This window comes from Streptomyces sp. NPDC034099 (genome assembly GCF_055575415.1).
In genome coordinates, this window is the sequence record NZ_JBVISR010000005.1 from 463,836 (window position 1) to 478,176 (window position 14,341).

12 protein-coding genes are annotated in these 14,341 nt (G+C 73.0%); 5 read left to right on the forward strand and 7 right to left on the reverse strand.

Annotation, left to right across the window (positions count from 1 at the left end; all coding sequences use genetic code 11):
• The first annotated feature begins 17 nt into the window (after positions 1 to 17).
• A complete protein-coding gene (locus tag ACZ56V_RS17950) occupies positions 18 to 188 on the forward strand; it encodes a hypothetical protein (protein ID WP_016325678.1) in 171 nt (56 codons plus the stop codon).
• Here ACZ56V_RS17950 and ACZ56V_RS17955 read toward each other — a convergent pair.
• Genes ACZ56V_RS17955 through ACZ56V_RS17970 form a run of 4 tightly spaced genes read right to left on the reverse strand, consistent with a single transcriptional unit; the run spans position 154 to position 4,320 of the window.
• Positions 154 to 1,380, reverse strand: a complete 1,227-nt coding sequence (locus ACZ56V_RS17955; RefSeq protein WP_398912143.1) for a sensor histidine kinase — start codon at positions 1,378 to 1,380, stop codon at positions 154 to 156. The genes ACZ56V_RS17950 and ACZ56V_RS17955 overlap by 35 nt on opposite strands.
• Positions 1,381 to 1,388: 8 nt before the next feature.
• Positions 1,389 to 3,167: a sodium/solute symporter gene (locus ACZ56V_RS17960; protein ID WP_468943293.1), complete on the reverse strand. Its 1,779-nt coding sequence runs from the start codon at positions 3,165 to 3,167 to the stop codon at positions 1,389 to 1,391.
• Positions 3,168 to 3,195: 28 nt separating this feature from the next.
• A complete protein-coding gene (locus ACZ56V_RS17965; RefSeq protein WP_104632584.1) occupies positions 3,196 to 3,555 on the reverse strand; it encodes a hypothetical protein in 360 nt (119 codons plus the stop codon).
• 3 nt (positions 3,556 to 3,558) lie between these two features.
• Positions 3,559 to 4,320, reverse strand: coding sequence for a LytR/AlgR family response regulator transcription factor (locus tag ACZ56V_RS17970; protein WP_104632583.1), 762 nt, complete (start codon positions 4,318 to 4,320; stop codon positions 3,559 to 3,561).
• Positions 4,321 to 4,397: 77 nt separating this feature from the next.
• On the opposite strand from ACZ56V_RS17970, the gene ACZ56V_RS17975 reads away from it, so the two are divergent.
• From ACZ56V_RS17975 to rocD, 3 genes are all read left to right on the forward strand, one after another.
• Complete coding sequence (locus ACZ56V_RS17975) at positions 4,398 to 4,901, forward strand: Lrp/AsnC family transcriptional regulator (protein WP_104632582.1); 504 nt, start codon at positions 4,398 to 4,400, stop codon at positions 4,899 to 4,901.
• 125 nt (positions 4,902 to 5,026) lie between these two features.
• Positions 5,027 to 5,902 (forward strand): dimethylargininase, encoded by an 876-nt coding sequence (gene ddaH / locus ACZ56V_RS17980; protein ID WP_468943297.1) that lies wholly within the window; start codon positions 5,027 to 5,029, stop codon positions 5,900 to 5,902.
• Positions 5,899 to 7,122 carry an ornithine--oxo-acid transaminase gene (rocD, locus tag ACZ56V_RS17985; RefSeq protein ID WP_468943300.1) on the forward strand — a complete coding sequence of 408 codons (1,224 nt, stop codon included), beginning with the start codon at positions 5,899 to 5,901 and terminating at the stop codon, positions 7,120 to 7,122. The genes ddaH and rocD overlap by 4 nt, the downstream gene beginning before the upstream one ends.
• A gap of 15 nt (positions 7,123 to 7,137) precedes the next feature.
• Here rocD and ACZ56V_RS17990 read toward each other — a convergent pair whose 3' ends face one another.
• The gene (locus tag ACZ56V_RS17990; protein ID WP_467381432.1) at positions 7,138 to 7,593 is read right to left on the reverse strand and encodes an RpiB/LacA/LacB family sugar-phosphate isomerase; all 456 of its coding nucleotides are present in this window, start codon (positions 7,591 to 7,593) and stop codon (positions 7,138 to 7,140) included.
• 141 nt (positions 7,594 to 7,734) lie between these two features.
• On the opposite strand from ACZ56V_RS17990, the gene ACZ56V_RS17995 reads away from it, so the two are divergent.
• Positions 7,735 to 9,249, forward strand: coding sequence for an MFS transporter (locus ACZ56V_RS17995; protein ID WP_467381433.1), 1,515 nt, complete (start codon positions 7,735 to 7,737; stop codon positions 9,247 to 9,249).
• 73 nt (positions 9,250 to 9,322) lie between these two features.
• On the opposite strand, the gene ACZ56V_RS18000 is transcribed toward ACZ56V_RS17995, so the two are convergent.
• Together ACZ56V_RS18000 and ACZ56V_RS18005 are read right to left on the reverse strand one after the other, a co-directional pair.
• A complete protein-coding gene (locus ACZ56V_RS18000) occupies positions 9,323 to 12,523 on the reverse strand; it encodes a M28 family peptidase (protein ID WP_468943303.1) in 3,201 nt (1,066 codons plus the stop codon).
• 254 nt (positions 12,524 to 12,777) lie between these two features.
• The gene (locus tag ACZ56V_RS18005; RefSeq protein WP_468943305.1) at positions 12,778 to 14,220 is read right to left on the reverse strand and encodes a helix-turn-helix domain-containing protein; all 1,443 of its coding nucleotides are present in this window, start codon (positions 14,218 to 14,220) and stop codon (positions 12,778 to 12,780) included.
• Positions 14,221 to 14,341 lie beyond the last annotated feature (121 nt).

Here is a 14,341-nt window from a genome sequence, read left to right on the forward strand (position 1 = left end):
ACGAGGAGGGTGTTGCGATGCCCGGTTCCACGGACAGTTCGACGAAGACGATGGGGGCGCTGACCATCGGCGGCCTCGTCGCGGTGACGGCCTACACGGTGGCGCTCGGCAGCAACGGCTGGCTGTGGTTCGGCTGGGTCGTGCTGGGTCTGATCACCCTGGGGCTGGTGGCCACGCGGAGCGCCTGAGCCGGCCCGCCGAGTGCACGCCCGGCTGGTACTTCGGCAGCCGGACCGTGATCTTCATGCCCGCGCCGACGGCCGTCTCGATGACGAGGCCGTGGTCGTCTCCGTAGACCTGGCGGAGGCGGTCGTCGACGTTGGACAGCCCGATGCCGCCCGACGGGCTCACCTCGCGCGCGAGGATGCGGCGCAGCAGCTCCGGGTCCATGCCGGCGCCGTCGTCCTCGATGACGACCAGGGCCTCGGCGCCCGCGTCCTGGGCGGTGATCTGGATGCGGCACCGGTCGGCCTTGCCCTCCAGGCCGTGCTTGACGGCGTTCTCGACGAGCGGCTGGAGGCAGAGGAAGGGCAGGGCGACCGGCAGCACCTCCGGGGCGACCTGGAGGGTGACGGCGAGGCGGTCGCCGAAGCGGGCCCGCACCAGCGCCAGGTAGTGGTCGATGGCGTGCAGCTCGTCGGCGAGGGTGGTGAAGTCGCCGTGCCTGCGGAACGAGTAGCGGGTGAAGTCGGCGAACTCCAGGAGCAGCTCGCGGGCGCGCTCGGGGTCGGTGCGCACGAAGGACGCGATCACCGCGAGCGAGTTGAAGATGAAGTGCGGGGAGATCTGGGCGCGCAGTGCCTTGATCTCGGCCTCGATGAGCCGGGTGCGGGAGTGGTCGAGGTCGGCCAGCTCCAGCTGGACGGAGACCCAGCGGGCCACCTCCCCGGCGGCCCGGACCAGGACGGCGGACTCGCGGGGGGCGCAGGCGACGAGGGCGCCGTGCACCCGGTCGTCCACGGTCAGCGGGGCGACGACGGCCCAGCGCACCGTGCAGTCCGGGGTGTCGCAGGTGAGCCGGAAGGCCTCCCCGCGGCCGGTCTCCAGCGGTCCGGCGATCCGTTCCATGATCTCGGCGCGATGATGGGCGCCCACGCCGTCCCAGACCAGGACCTTCTTGAGGTCGGTCAGGCACAGCGCGTCCGTGCCCAGCAGGGAGCGCAGCTTGCGGGCCGACTTCCCGGCGGTCTCCTCGGTCAGCCCCGCCCGCAGCGGGGGCGTGGCCAGGGAGGCGGTGTGCAGGGTCTGGAAGGTGGCGTGCTCGACCGGGGTGCCCAGCCCGCCGAGGTGCTGCGGACGGGCCGTGCGCCGCCCCAGCCAGAAACCGGCGGCCAGCAGGGGGAGCAGGGCGACGGCCAGGCCCGCCAGGAAACCGCCCAGGGAGCCGCTCACCGCGCCGTCTCCTTGCGCGCGTCGGCCGCCGCCTGCCGGCCGTCGGAGCGCGGTGCGTCCGTGCGCAGCGCGTCCGTGCCCAGCTCCTCCGGCAGGTGGAAGCGGGCCAGGATCGCCGCCGTCCCGGTCGGCACCCGGCCCGGGGTGGCCAGGGAGACCAGCACCATGGTCAGGAAGCCCAGCGGCACCGACCACAGGGCGGGCCAGGCCAGCAGCGCGTGCAGCGACCCGCCGCCGCCCGGGAAGCCGCCCATGGTGGCCGCGACGGCGAGCAGGGCCGAGCCGCCGCCCACCAGCATCCCGGCGGCCGCGCCGGGCGGGGTCAGCCGCCGCCACCAGATGCCGAGGACGAGCAGCGGGCAGAAGGAGGAGGCGGACACGGCGAAGGCGAGTCCGACGGCGTCGGCCACCGGCAGCCCGCCGACGAGCGCGCTCGCCGCCAGCGGTACGGCCATGGCGAGCAGGGTGCCGAGCCGGAAGTGCGGCACGGCGCGGGACGGCAGCACGTCCTGGGTGAGGACGCCGGCCACGGCCATGGTGAGCCCCGATGCGGTGGACAGGAACGCGGCGAAGGCACCGCCCGCGACGAGCGCGCCCAGCAGGTCGCCGCCCACTCCCCCGATCACCCGGTCGGGCAGCAGCAGGACCGCGGCGTCGGCGTCGCCGGTGAGGGTCAGCTCGGGGGCGTAGAGGCGGCCGAGGGCGCCGTAGAGCGGCGGCAGCAGGTAGAAGGCGCCGATCAGGCCGAGCACGGCCACGGTGGTGCGGCGGGCGGCGACGCCGTGCGGGCTGGTGTAGAAGCGGACCACGACGTGCGGCAGGCCCATGGTGCCCAGGAAGGTGGCCAGGATCAGGCCGTACGTGGCGTACAGCGGGCGTTCCGTGCGGCTCTCGGCCCGGGACGGTGACAGGGCGTCGTCGGCGCCGTGCCCGGCGGCCGGGACGGGGGTGCCCGCGGTGAAGGTGAGGCGCGCGCCGGCCTCGATGCGGTGGCTGCCGGCGGGCAGCGCGACGCGGTCGCCGTCGTGGGCGCGGCCGTCCACGGTGCCGTCGACGGAGACGGTCAGCGGCTCCTCCAGCTTGAGGGTGAGGCTGTCCTCGACCCGGACGGAGCGCTGCTCGCGGAAGGTGGTGGGTTCGTCGAAGGGCCGGCCGGGGGCGCCGTCGGCCTGCCAGGCCAGCACCAGGAAGAAGGCGGGGACGAGCAGGGCGGTGAGTTTGAGCCAGAACTGGAAGGCCTGGACGAAGGTGATGCTGCGCATGCCGCCGGCGGCGACGATGGCGGTGACGACGACGGCGACGATCACCCCGCCCAGCCAGTCGGGCGCCCCGCTGAGGACGCTCAGCGTCAGCCCGGCGCCCTGGAGCTGGGGCAGCAGGTACAGCCAGCCGACCCCGACGACGAAGGCCCCCGCGAGCCGCCGCACCCCCTGCGACGCGAGCCGGGCCTCGGCGAAGTCGGGCAGCGTGTAGGCGCCCGAGCGGCGCAGCGGGGCGGCCACGAACAGGAGCAGGACGAGGTAGCCGGCGGTGTAGCCGACCGGGTACCAGAGCATGTCGGGGCCCTGGACCAGGACCAGGCCCGCGATGCCGAGGAAGGACGCGGCGGAGAGGTACTCGCCGCTGATGGCGGCGGCGTTGAGGCGGGGGCCGACGGTGCGGGAGGCGACGTAGAAGTCGGAGGTGGTGCGGGAGATGCGCAGGCCGAAGGCGCCGACGAGGACGGTGGCCACGACGACGAGGGCGACGGCGGGTATGGCGTAGCTGGAGTTCATGGCGCCTTCACGGCCTCGTCCGGCATGGTCACCGGTCCTCGACGAGCCGGACGAAGTCCCGCTCGTTGCGCTCGGCGCGGCGCACGTACCAGCGGGCGAGGAGCACCAGCGGGGCGTACAGGCCGAAGCCGAGGACGGCCCACTCCAGACGGCGGGCGTCGGGCATCGCCGCGAACAGCAGCGGGAGCGGTCCGACGAGCAGGCCGAGGACCGCGAGGGCGGTGAGACCGGCGCGCAGCTGGCTGCGCATCAGGGAGCGGACGTAGGTGTGGCCGAGGGTGGTCTGCTCGTCGATCTCGGTGCGCGGGCGGTAGTGCCCGGAGGCGCGACCGGTGCGCCTGGGCGGTCCGGTGACGGTGACGCGGCGCTCGGTCGGGTCCTGGGGCACGGCTCACGGCCTCCGCATGAGCAGGTCCCGCAGTTCGCGGGCGTGGCGCCGGCTGACCTGGAGCTCCTCGGTGCCGACCAGGACGCTGACGGTGCCGGCGTCGAGGCGGAGTTCGCCGATGTGGCGCAGGGCGACGAGGTGGCGGCGGTGGATGCGGACGAAGCCGCGGGCGCGCCAGCGCTCCTCCAGGGTGGACAGCGGGATGCGGACGAGGTGGCTGCCCCGCTCGGTGTGCAGGCGGGCGTAGTCGCCCTGGGCCTCGACGTGGGTGATGTCGTCGACGGGGACGAAGCGGGCGACGCCGCCGAGTTCCACGGTGATGTGGTCGGGGTCGGGTTCGTGCACGGGTATGCGCGGGGCGGGCACGGCGGCGGTGCCGCGCTGTTCGGCGGCCCGGCGCACCGCTTCCGCCAGGCGTTCCCTGCGCACCGGTTTGAGCACGTAGTCGACGGCCTCGAGGTCGAAGGCCTGGACGGCGAAGTCCTCGTGCGCGGTGACGAACACGACCAGCGGCGGCCGGGCGAAGCCGGTGAGCAGCCGGGCGAGGTCCAGCCCGTCGAGGCCGGGCATCTGGATGTCGAGGAAGACGACGTCGATGGCGTCCGGTCCGTCGGGGCCCGACTCCAGGGCCCGGTTGATGCGGCGCAGCGCCTCGGTCGAGTCGCTCGCTCCCTCCGCCGTGCCGATGCGGGGGTCGGCGTTCAGCAGGTACACCAGTTCCTCGAGCGTGGGGCGTTCGTCGTCGACAGCCAGGGCGCGCAGCATGAACGTGGAGTGTAGGGGCGATCCGCGCGCCTGCACACGCCTGCGACGTGCCGGTATCCGCTGGATACAGTGCCCGCATGAACAGCAGGCCCGCTTCGTTCGACGAACTCGACCGGAAGATCGTCACCGCCCTGATGGAGAACGCCCGGACGTCCTTCGCGGAGATCGGCGCGGAGATCGGACTGTCCTCGACGGCGGTCAAGCGCCGGGTGGACCGGCTGCGCGAGACCGATGTGATCACCGGTTTCACGGCGACGGTGCGGCCCTCCGCGCTGGGGTGGCGCACGGAGGCGTACGTGGAGGTGTACTGCGAGGGGGCGGCGCCGCCGCGGCGGCTCGCGGAGGTGGTGCGGGGCTATCCGGAGATCACCGCGGCGATGACGGTGACCGGCGGCGCGGACGCGCTGCTGCACGTGCGGGCGCGGGACGTGGAGCACTTCGAGGAGGTGCTGGAGCGGATTCGTGCGGAGCCGTTCATCCGGAAGACGATCAGTGTGATGGTGCTGTCCCACCTGATCCCGGAGAGTCCTGAGGCGGGCGCCGCTCTGCTCGCCCCGGACGGCGCAGCAGACGTGCGCTGACCGGGCGGACAACGCAGCGATCCTGCGGGAACACGCAGCTTTCATCGCTTGTCGGGCTCGGGCGACACTTCCTACCGTGGTGTCAACACCCCGTCACACACCGTGAAAAGCGGAGGTACCCCTCTGTGACCGAGTCCCGTGTGCCGCGCCGGCGGCGCTTCCTCGTCTGCGAACCCAGACACTTCGCCGTGCAGTACGCGATCAACCCGTGGATGAGCACCGGCCGACCGGTCGACGTCATCCGCGCCCTCGACCAGTGGCAGGCGCTGGTCGACACCTACCGTGCCCACGGCCACACCGTGGACACCGTGGCACCCGTCCCCGGCCTGCCCGACATGGTCTTCGCCGCGAACTGCGCGGTCGTGGTCGAGGGCCGGGTGTTCGGCTCCCTCTTCCACGCCCCCGAGCGGCGGCCCGAGTCCGTGCCCTTCGAGGCGTGGTTCAAGACGGAGGGCTTCGAGGTCCACCATCCCGAGTCGGTCTGCGAGGGCGAGGGCGACCTGGTCCCGGCCGGCCGCTGGATCCTGGCCGGCACGGGGTTCCGCACCACCCGTGCGGCCCACCGCGAGGTGCAGGAGTTCTTCGGCGTGCCGGTGATCTCGCTGACTTTGGTGGACCCGTACTTCTACCACCTGGACACGGCGCTGTTCGTGCTCGACGACGGGACCGCCGCGGACGGCGGGAACGGCGGGAACGGCGGGAAGGGCGGGAACGGCGGGAACATCGCCTACTACCCCGGCGCCTTCTCGCCGGGCAGCCGCGAGGTGCTGGAGCGGCTCTACCCGGACGCGGTGATCGCCACCCGCGAGGACGCGCTGGCGTTCGGGCTCAACTCGGTGTCCGACGGACGGCACGTGTTCATCGCTCCCGAGGCAAGGGGGCTGGCCGAGCGACTCGGTGGTCTCGGCTACGTACCGGTCCCCGTCGACCTGTCCGAGTTCCACAAGGCCGGTGGCGGTATCAAGTGCTGCACCCAGGAGATCCGGGAGACCCTCTCATGACCGCACCCGCCCGCACCGACCGCGGCTCCGAGGAACTGATCCGCGCGGAGGAGCCCGTCCTCGCGCACAACTACCACCCGCTGCCCGTCGTGGTGGCCCGCGCCGAGGGTGCCTGGGTCGAGGACGTCGAGGGCCGCCGCTACCTGGACATGCTGGCCGGCTACTCGGCGCTCAACTTCGGCCATCGCCACCCCGCGCTGGTCGAGGCCGCCCACCGGCAGCTGGACCGGCTCACGCTCACCTCGCGCGCCTTCCACAACGACCGGCTCGCGGGCTTCGCCGAGCGGCTGGCCGCACTGACCGGCACGGACATGGTGCTGCCCATGAACACCGGAGCGGAGGCGGTGGAGAGCGGCATCAAGGTGGCCCGCAAGTGGGCCTACGACGTCAAGGGCGTCCCGGCGGACCGGGCGACGATCGTGGTGGCCGCGGACAACTTCCACGGCCGTACGACGACGATCGTGAGCTTCTCCACCGACGAGACGGCCCGCTCCGGTTTCGGCCCCTTCACCCCGGGCTTCCGGATCGTTCCGTACAACGACCTGGCCGCGATGGAGGCGGCGGTCGACGAGACGACGGCGGCCGTGCTGATCGAGCCGATCCAGGGCGAGGCGGGGGTGCTGATCCCGGACGACGGCTATCTGGCCGGGGTGCGGGAGCTGACCCGGCGCAGGGGCTGTCTGTTCGTCGCGGACGAGATCCAGTCGGGTCTGGGCCGCACGGGCCGTACCCTGGCCGTCGAGCACGAGTCGGTGGTCCCGGACGTGGTGCTGCTCGGCAAGGCCCTGGGCGGCGGCATCGTCCCGGTGTCGGCGGTGGTCGGCAGCCGTGAGGTGCTGGGGGTGCTGCACCCGGGCGAGCACGGTTCGACGTTCGGCGGCAATCCGCTGGCCGCCGCGGTGGGCACGGCGGTGGTGGAGCTGCTGGAGACCGGCGAGTTCCAGCGCCGGGCGGCCGAGCTGGGCACGGTGCTGCGCGAGGGCCTCACCGCCCTGGTCGGCAGGGGCGTCGTCGGCTTCCGGGCGCGCGGGCTGTGGGCGGGCGTGGACGTGGACCCGGCGCTGGGCGGCGGACGCGAGATCAGTGAGCGGCTGATGCGCGAGGGCATCCTCGTCAAGGACACCCACGGCTCCACGATCCGCCTGGCTCCGCCGCTGACCGTCACGGCCGAGGAGCTGGCGGGCGCCCTCGGGACGCTGGAGAAGGTCCTGACCTCCTGACCCGCCGGCCGGGGTTCACCGAGCGGCTCGGCCCCGGTCGAGCCGCTCGACGTGCCTGACGTTGTCCCGGTCCTCGGCGTCCTCGCTCGGCCCGCCCGCGAACCAGGCGTCGAGGATCTCCCGCAGCAGCGGCCCGGACGTCAGCCGCAGGCTCAGGGCGAGCACGTTGGCGTCGTTCCAGCGACGGGCCCCGTCGGCGGTGTACGCGTCGGCGCACAGGGCCGCGCGGACGCCCGGCACCTTGTTGGCGGCGATGGACGCGCCGGTGCCGGTCCAGCAGCACACGACGGCCTGGTCGGCCCGCCCCTCGGCGACCTCGCGCGCCGCCTGCTCGGAGCAGGCGGCCCACCGCGGGTCCGCGCCGGGACTCAGCGCGCCGTGCGCGCGCACCTCGTGGCCGCGGGCGCGCAGTTCCCCGACGAGGAGCCGGGCCACGGGTTCGTCCATGTCGGAGGAGACGGAGATACGCATGTGCGAAGCGTACTCATCGGCCAGTCACCTCATCGGCTCAACCACATGACCGAAGTCACGACCATACCCAGCATGATCGGGGGAACGGGTACGAGCTGAAAGACGTACGACCGAGCAGGGCTCCGCACGGAGTGTCTGCGCGTGGAAAGGGAGGCCGCCACGTCCCCCACCGAGAACGGACCGGAGACCGACGTCGCGGCGGTCCGCCGCCACCCCGCCCTGTTCCGGGCGATCAAGCGTCGGAAGAACCCCCGACTGCGCCGGTCGGACATCACCGTGACGGACGAGGCCGCGGTCAAGAGAGCCGTGAAGGCGGCCTCCCTCGGCAACGCCATGGAATGGTTCGACTTCGGCATCTACGCCTATCTGGCGGGCACGATCGGCCGGGTGTTCTTCCCCTCCGGGAGTGACACGGCGCAGCTGCTCTCCTCGTTCGCCACGTTCGCCGTGGCGTTCCTGGTGCGGCCGATCGGCGGCATGGTCTTCGGCCCGATGGGCGACAGGATCGGCCGCAAGAAGGTGCTGGCGCTGACCATGATCCTCATGGCGATCGGCACGGCCGCCATCGGGTTCATCCCCAGTTACGACGCGATCGGCTTCTGGTCGCCGCTGCTGCTGATCCTGTTCCGCCTGCTCCAGGGCTTCTCCACCGGAGGCGAGTACGGCGGCGCGTCCACCTTCATCGCCGAGTACGCGCCCGACAAGCGGCGCGGCTTCTTCGGCAGCTTCCTGGAGCTGGGGACGCTGGCCGGGTACACGGGTGCCGCCAGTCTCGTCACCGCGCTGACGGCGGGTCTCGGCAGCGACACGATGGACGCCTGGGGCTGGCGGATCCCGTTCCTGGTCGCGGCGCCGCTCGGCATCGTGGGTATCTATCTGCGGCTGCGGCTGGACGACACGCCCGCCTTCCTGAAGCTGGAGGACTCCAACGTCCACGTCTCGGACGCGGCGACCGCGGTGGAGACCACCGCGCGGGGCGATCTCGCCAAGATCTTCCGCACTCACTGGCGGCCGCTGGTGCTGTGCATCGCGCTGGTCGGCGCGTACAACATCACCGACTACATGCTGCTGTCGTACATGCCGACGTATCTGTCGGACGAGCTGGACTACAGCGAGAGCCACGGTCTGATGATCCTTGTGGCGACGATGGTGCTGCTGATGCTGATCATCAACCAGGTGGGCCGGCTGTCCGACCACTTCGGCCGCAAGCCCGTCCTGATGACCGGCATGATCGGTTTCTTCGTGCTGTCCGCCCCGGCCTTCGTGCTGGTGCGGGAGGGCAGTCTGCTCGCGGTCTCGGGCGGCATGCTGATGCTCGGCCTGTCGCTGGTCTGTCTGCTGGGCACGATGTCGGCGGCGCTGCCGGCGATGTTCCCGACCAATGTCCGGTACGGGTCCCTGTCGGTCGGCTACAACCTGTCGGCGTCCCTCTTCGGCGGTACGACGCCGCTGGTGATCACCGCGCTGATCAGCGTGACCGGCTCCGACATGATGCCCGCCTACTACTCGATGGCCGCCGCGCTCGTCGGTGTGGTGGCCGTGGCGTGCTTGAAGGAGACGGCCCAGCAGCCGCTCGCGGGCTCCCCGCCGTCGGTGGGGACCGAGGAGGAGGCCGCGGAGCTGGTCGAGGCGCAGGCGCCGACACCGAAGTTCTGACGCCGGCGTCGTGAGCGCATGCCGAGGGGCGGTGGGGTTCGGTGCGAACCCCACCGCCCCTCGGCGCCGTATGTCAGAGGCGCTGCCACAGGGCGGGGACGTGGGGCGGCTCCCAGCCGGGGTAGGCCGTGTGGCCCTGGATGCACCGGTAGCTCACGCCGTCGTAGCTCACCACGTCACCGGCCGCGTAGGTGGCTCCCAGCTGCCAGGTGGTCTCGCCGCCGCCGTCGCCGGACACGGTGAGGGTGTACGTGGTGGTGTGCGTGACGGTGCCCGTGCCCGTGAGGGTCAGGGTGTAGGTGCCGGGAGCCGTGCCCGCGGCGACCCGGACCGTGGCGGTCGAGGACTGGCCGGAGGTGACCGGGTCCGGGCTGAAGCCGACGCTCACGCCGGTCGGCGCACCGGACGCGGACAGCCGCACGGTCTGGGCGTCGCCGCCGGTCGTGGCGGTGTTCACGGTGACCGTCGCGGAGCCGCCCGGCTCGGCCGTGCCCGAGGACGGGTTCACGGAGATCGAGAAGTCGTCCCGCGGGTTCGGCGCGTCGCCGACGGCGGTCTTCCAGATCGTGTACGCGATGCCGTCGGCGCTGCGGTTCAGCGCGGTGGCGCTGATGTTGGAGGTGGTGTCGCAGGCGGAGTGGTAGCACGGGTCGTAGGGGCGGCCCGCGGTGCCGCCCCACTTGGCGGCCTCCGTGGACGACTTGACCGCGGAGGCGCCGGTGGCGTAGCCCGAGGTGGGGATGCCGACCTGCTGGAACGAGTAGTCGTCGGAGCGGCCCTGGCCCTCGACGTTCTCCTGCGGGGCGAGGCCGAGGGAGGTCCAGTACTCCCGCATCGGTGCGGAGGCCGAGGAGGTCAGGTTGTTGATGAAGTAGCCGCCGTTGACGGAGGCGACCATGTCGAAGTTGTAGTACGCCTTGATCTTGGCGCGGTCGGTGGAGGAGAGGGTGCGGGCGTAGAAGTCGGAGCCGTTCAGGCCCTGCTCCTCGTCGGTCCACCAGGCGAAGCGGACGCGGTTCTTCATGGCCGGGTTCTTCTCGGCCAGGGCGAGTGCCGTCTGAAGGAGCGCGGCGGAACCGGAGCCGTTGTCGTTGATGCCCGGTCCTGCCGAGACGCCGTCGAGGTGGGCGCCGTACATGTAGACGCTGTTCGCGTCGCCCTTCGGCCACTCGGCGATCAGGTTGTTGCCCGCGCCGGCGGAGCAGCCGGAGGCGCAGGTCTGCTCGGTGACGGTGTAGCCGGCCGCCTGGAGCCTGCCCTTCACGTACGCGAGCGAGGCGTCGTACCCGGAGCCGGTGGACCGGCGGTTGCCGCCGTTCTGCGCGGCGATGGAGCCGAACTGCGCGAGGTGGGCCTGCACCTGGGCGACGTCGACGTCGGGCGGCGTGCCGGGGTTGGTGCCGCCGCCGACGGTGAGGGTGTACTGGACGGTGTGGCTCTTGCCGCCGGCCGTGCCCTTGACGGTGATCGAGTAGGTGCCCGCGGCGGTGCCGGCCGTGGTGGCGACCCGCATGGTCGAGCCGGCGCCGGAGGTCACGGTCGAGGGGCTGAAGGTGACGCTCACGCCGGGCGGGGTGCCGGTGGCCGTCAGCGACACCTGCTGGGCGCCGCCGGTGACCGTGGTGGTGTCGACCGTGGCGTTGACCGCGGAGCCGGCCTCGACGCTGCCGCTCGCCGGGCTCAGGGCCAGTGAGAAATCGGTCTGTTCCCGGGTGCAGGTCGGGTCGCCGCTCTGGGCCGGGATGGCGATCGCGTTCCAGGCGGCCTTGGTGGCGTCGAACAGGTCGCAGGACGCGTCCAGGTTCCTGGCCGCGGTGAGGGTGGCGGTGCGGTACCGCTTGTAGGTCATGCCGCTGGTCTTGAGCAGCATCCCGCCGTAGAAGATCTTTCCGGCGTTCTGGATGCCGATGCCGGTCACCCGGCTGCCGTCGCAGGTGGGGCTGGACGGCTTGCCGCCGCCGGGGTCGGAGCCCTCGGCGAGGAGGTAGAACCAGTGGTTCATCGGCCCGGCTGCCGCGTGCTCCTCGGTGTTCGGTATGGAGGCGGAGTAGCAGTCGGGGTCGTTGTTGACCAGCCGGGGGTTGTACATGTTGCGGATCGGGCCGCGGCCCTGGAGGTCGATCTCCTCGCCGACGGTGTAGTCGGGTGTGTCGTACGGGGCCGGCTGGTTCGCGTAGGCCTCGGTCAGGGCGCCCATGATGTCGCCGGTGGCCTCGCCCAGGCCGCTCTCGTGGTTGGCGCCGCCGGGGGTGTTGCTGTCGAGGCCGTGGCCGAACTCGTGGCCCACCACGTCCATGCCGGCGATCCACTTGCCGGCGCTGTTGTGCCCGATGGTGACGCGGGAGCCGTCCCAGTAGGCGTTGAGCTGGTTGAGGCCGACGAGGACCGGCCAGCTGCCGCCGTTGCCGTTGTGGCCGTTGCGGCCGAGCCAGGCGCGGAGCATGTCCGACTCCTTCTGCGCCGCGTACATGACGTCGACGCAGCCGGTCTCCCTACTGGAGGCGTTGCCGGTGCCCCAGTCGTCGTCCGGTCCGGTGAAGAGGCCGCCGTTGTAGTCCGAGCACTGCAGGCCGGGCCGGGTGGTGTCGCGCAGGGCGTACTGGCTGCCGGAGCGGGAGGTGTCGATGGTCAGCGGGTCGGGGCCGTTCCACTCGCTGTGGCCGGTGCCGGCCTTCACGTCGTCGTAGCTGTCGACGACCTTGCCGGTGCGGGCGTCGACGAAGACGTGCAGCCTGCTGGGCACCTGTTCCGCGGTGGTGCCGACGAGCACGGTCTCCCAGGCGAGGGTCTGGACGTCGTCCTCGACCCGGACCACCAGCCGCCTGGAGTCGACCTTGGCGACCTTGGCGAGCCGCTCGCGGCTGGTCCGCACCGCCTGCTCCGCCTCGACCGCGGCCTTCGTGGGTACGGCGATCGCGGCCTCGGTGGCGGACTGGACGGCGCGGACCTTGCCGTTGCCGTCGGCGAGGACGACGGCGTCGCCGCCGACCACCGGCAGACCGTGGTAGGTGCGCTCGTAGGCGACGGAGAACAGGTCCTTGTCCCAGGGGGTGACCTGGTGGCGGTCGTACTGCTCGTCGGGGCCGCCGGCGGCGAGGGCGTCGAGGCCGCTGCGTACGGCATGGTCGGCGGCGGCGACGGCCCTCTCGACGGGGCTGGGTTCCGCCGCTGAGGGTGCGGACCGCTCCGAGGCCGAGGCGAGGGAGGTCGGTACCACCACCCCGGCGAGTGTCATGGCCAGGACTGTCCCGGCCACCGCGGTCTGTCTGAGCATCGTGGCTCCTTGTGAGAGTGGGGGCTCCTTGCGGGCCGGCCCGGGCCGTGACATGCCGGACGCGCAGCCTGGGGTGCGGAGACGCGTCTCTCGGGTGTCAGTTGCATGTCATGTCGCGGGCTGGCGGAACCCTCACACCCCGCCGCCCAGGATTCAACGGCTCCGCGGGCGCGGTACGGTCCTGTCAAAATCCGGCAAGTGCGGGTGCGCGCCCCGGGAGCGAGGCCGCCTCCGTGGAACCGGAGTCCCGCGTCTCACTCCCCCGCGTCCAGCAGCCGCTCCCGGTACGCCCTGACCTCCGGCAGGTCGGCCCACCGACCGGTGAGCCGGCTGTGCAGGCCGCGGAGTTCGGCGGTGACCATCGACTCGCGCGAGCGCATCGCCTCCGGCAGGACCTCCGAGGCGAGGGCGACGGCGGCGCCGGGATCGCCGGCACACGCCCAGCTGTCCGCCAGGCGCAGGGTGAGCAGCAGCCGTGCGCCCCGCATCTGGGGCGGCACCTGCGCGCGCGAGCGTGCGGTGGCGTCCACCGCGCGCCGGGCCGCCGCCCGGTCCCCGGTCACCACGGCGAGGTCGCGCAGGGCGCCGCCGATCGCCGAGTCGACCCGCATCGCGCCCTCGGCCCCGGCCATCCAGGGCGCCTCCAGGTGGTCCCGCGGGCCGAGGCGGGCGAACCCCCGCCGGGCCAGGGAGATGTGACGCCGGCACTGGGCCGCGTCGCCCGCCAGGGCGTGGCCGCGCGCCTGGTACAGGTCGGACAGGGTGGCCGTCCACCGGCGTCTCGCGTCCACCGCGCCGATGCCCTGGGCGTACCCGAGCATCAACGAGGGGTCCCCGTCGAGCCGGACCAGGGTGCACATGTCGCTGAGCAGGGTCGCGCGGGCCGAGGCGTCCCGGACGGCGTCCGCCCAGCGCAGTCCGTGGCCGAACCAGGCCATCGCCACGCCGATCTGCCCGCGCTCCATCCGCAGCCGGCCGGCGACCTGGGCGTACTGCGCGGCGAGCCGCAACTGCCCGTACGGCAGCCGCCCGGCGGAGTTGACCTCGCCGGCCCAGCGGGCCAGGGCCCGCAGCAGTCCCTCGACGGCCGTCACCCGGCCCTCGCGCCGGAACGCCTCGCGGATCAGACAGGCCAGGACGGCGGTGAGGCCGTGCAGCACCTCCGCCTCGGCGACCGCCGCCGTGCCGCCCGTGCCCCACGCCGGCCCCGGACCGCCCGCCGGGTCAGGTCCGTCGAGCAGCGCCGGCAACTCACCGGGATCGGGCACCGCGCACCCCGCGGTGCCGTGCAGCGGGCACGCCAGCCCCTCGGCGGGCAGCCGCTCGGGCCACAGCCGGGCGTCCGGCGCGCCCTGCCCCGCCGGGGCGTCCGCGCCGGGCAGCGGTGCGAACAGCGCCGGGTCGGCCGGGAACCGCCCCGCCGGCCCCGGCACCTCGCGCGGCGCGGCGACGACCGCGGCCAGCTCCCCGCCCGTCTCCAGCACCGCGTCGAGCCTCCGCACCAGCCCCACGGGCGGCTGGCGCAGGCCCGCCTCGAGTTTGCTCACGGCGGAGTGGTGATAGCCCACCCGCAGGCCGAGTTGCACCTGCGTGAGCCCGGCGGCCCGGCGCAGGACGCGCAACTGCCGCCCGAACTCCGCCCACGGAGCCCCGCCCGCCCGAGCCGGGCCGGCCGCCCGTGCCGGTCCACCGGTCATCCGCCCTCCCCCCGGTCGCGCCCCGCCGCGGGCCGTGCGCCACCCGGGCTTCGCGCCTTCCGCCACCGGACAGCACAGAGGAGGGTGGCGTGTCACGTCAATCAAGTTGACCGAAGAGCGG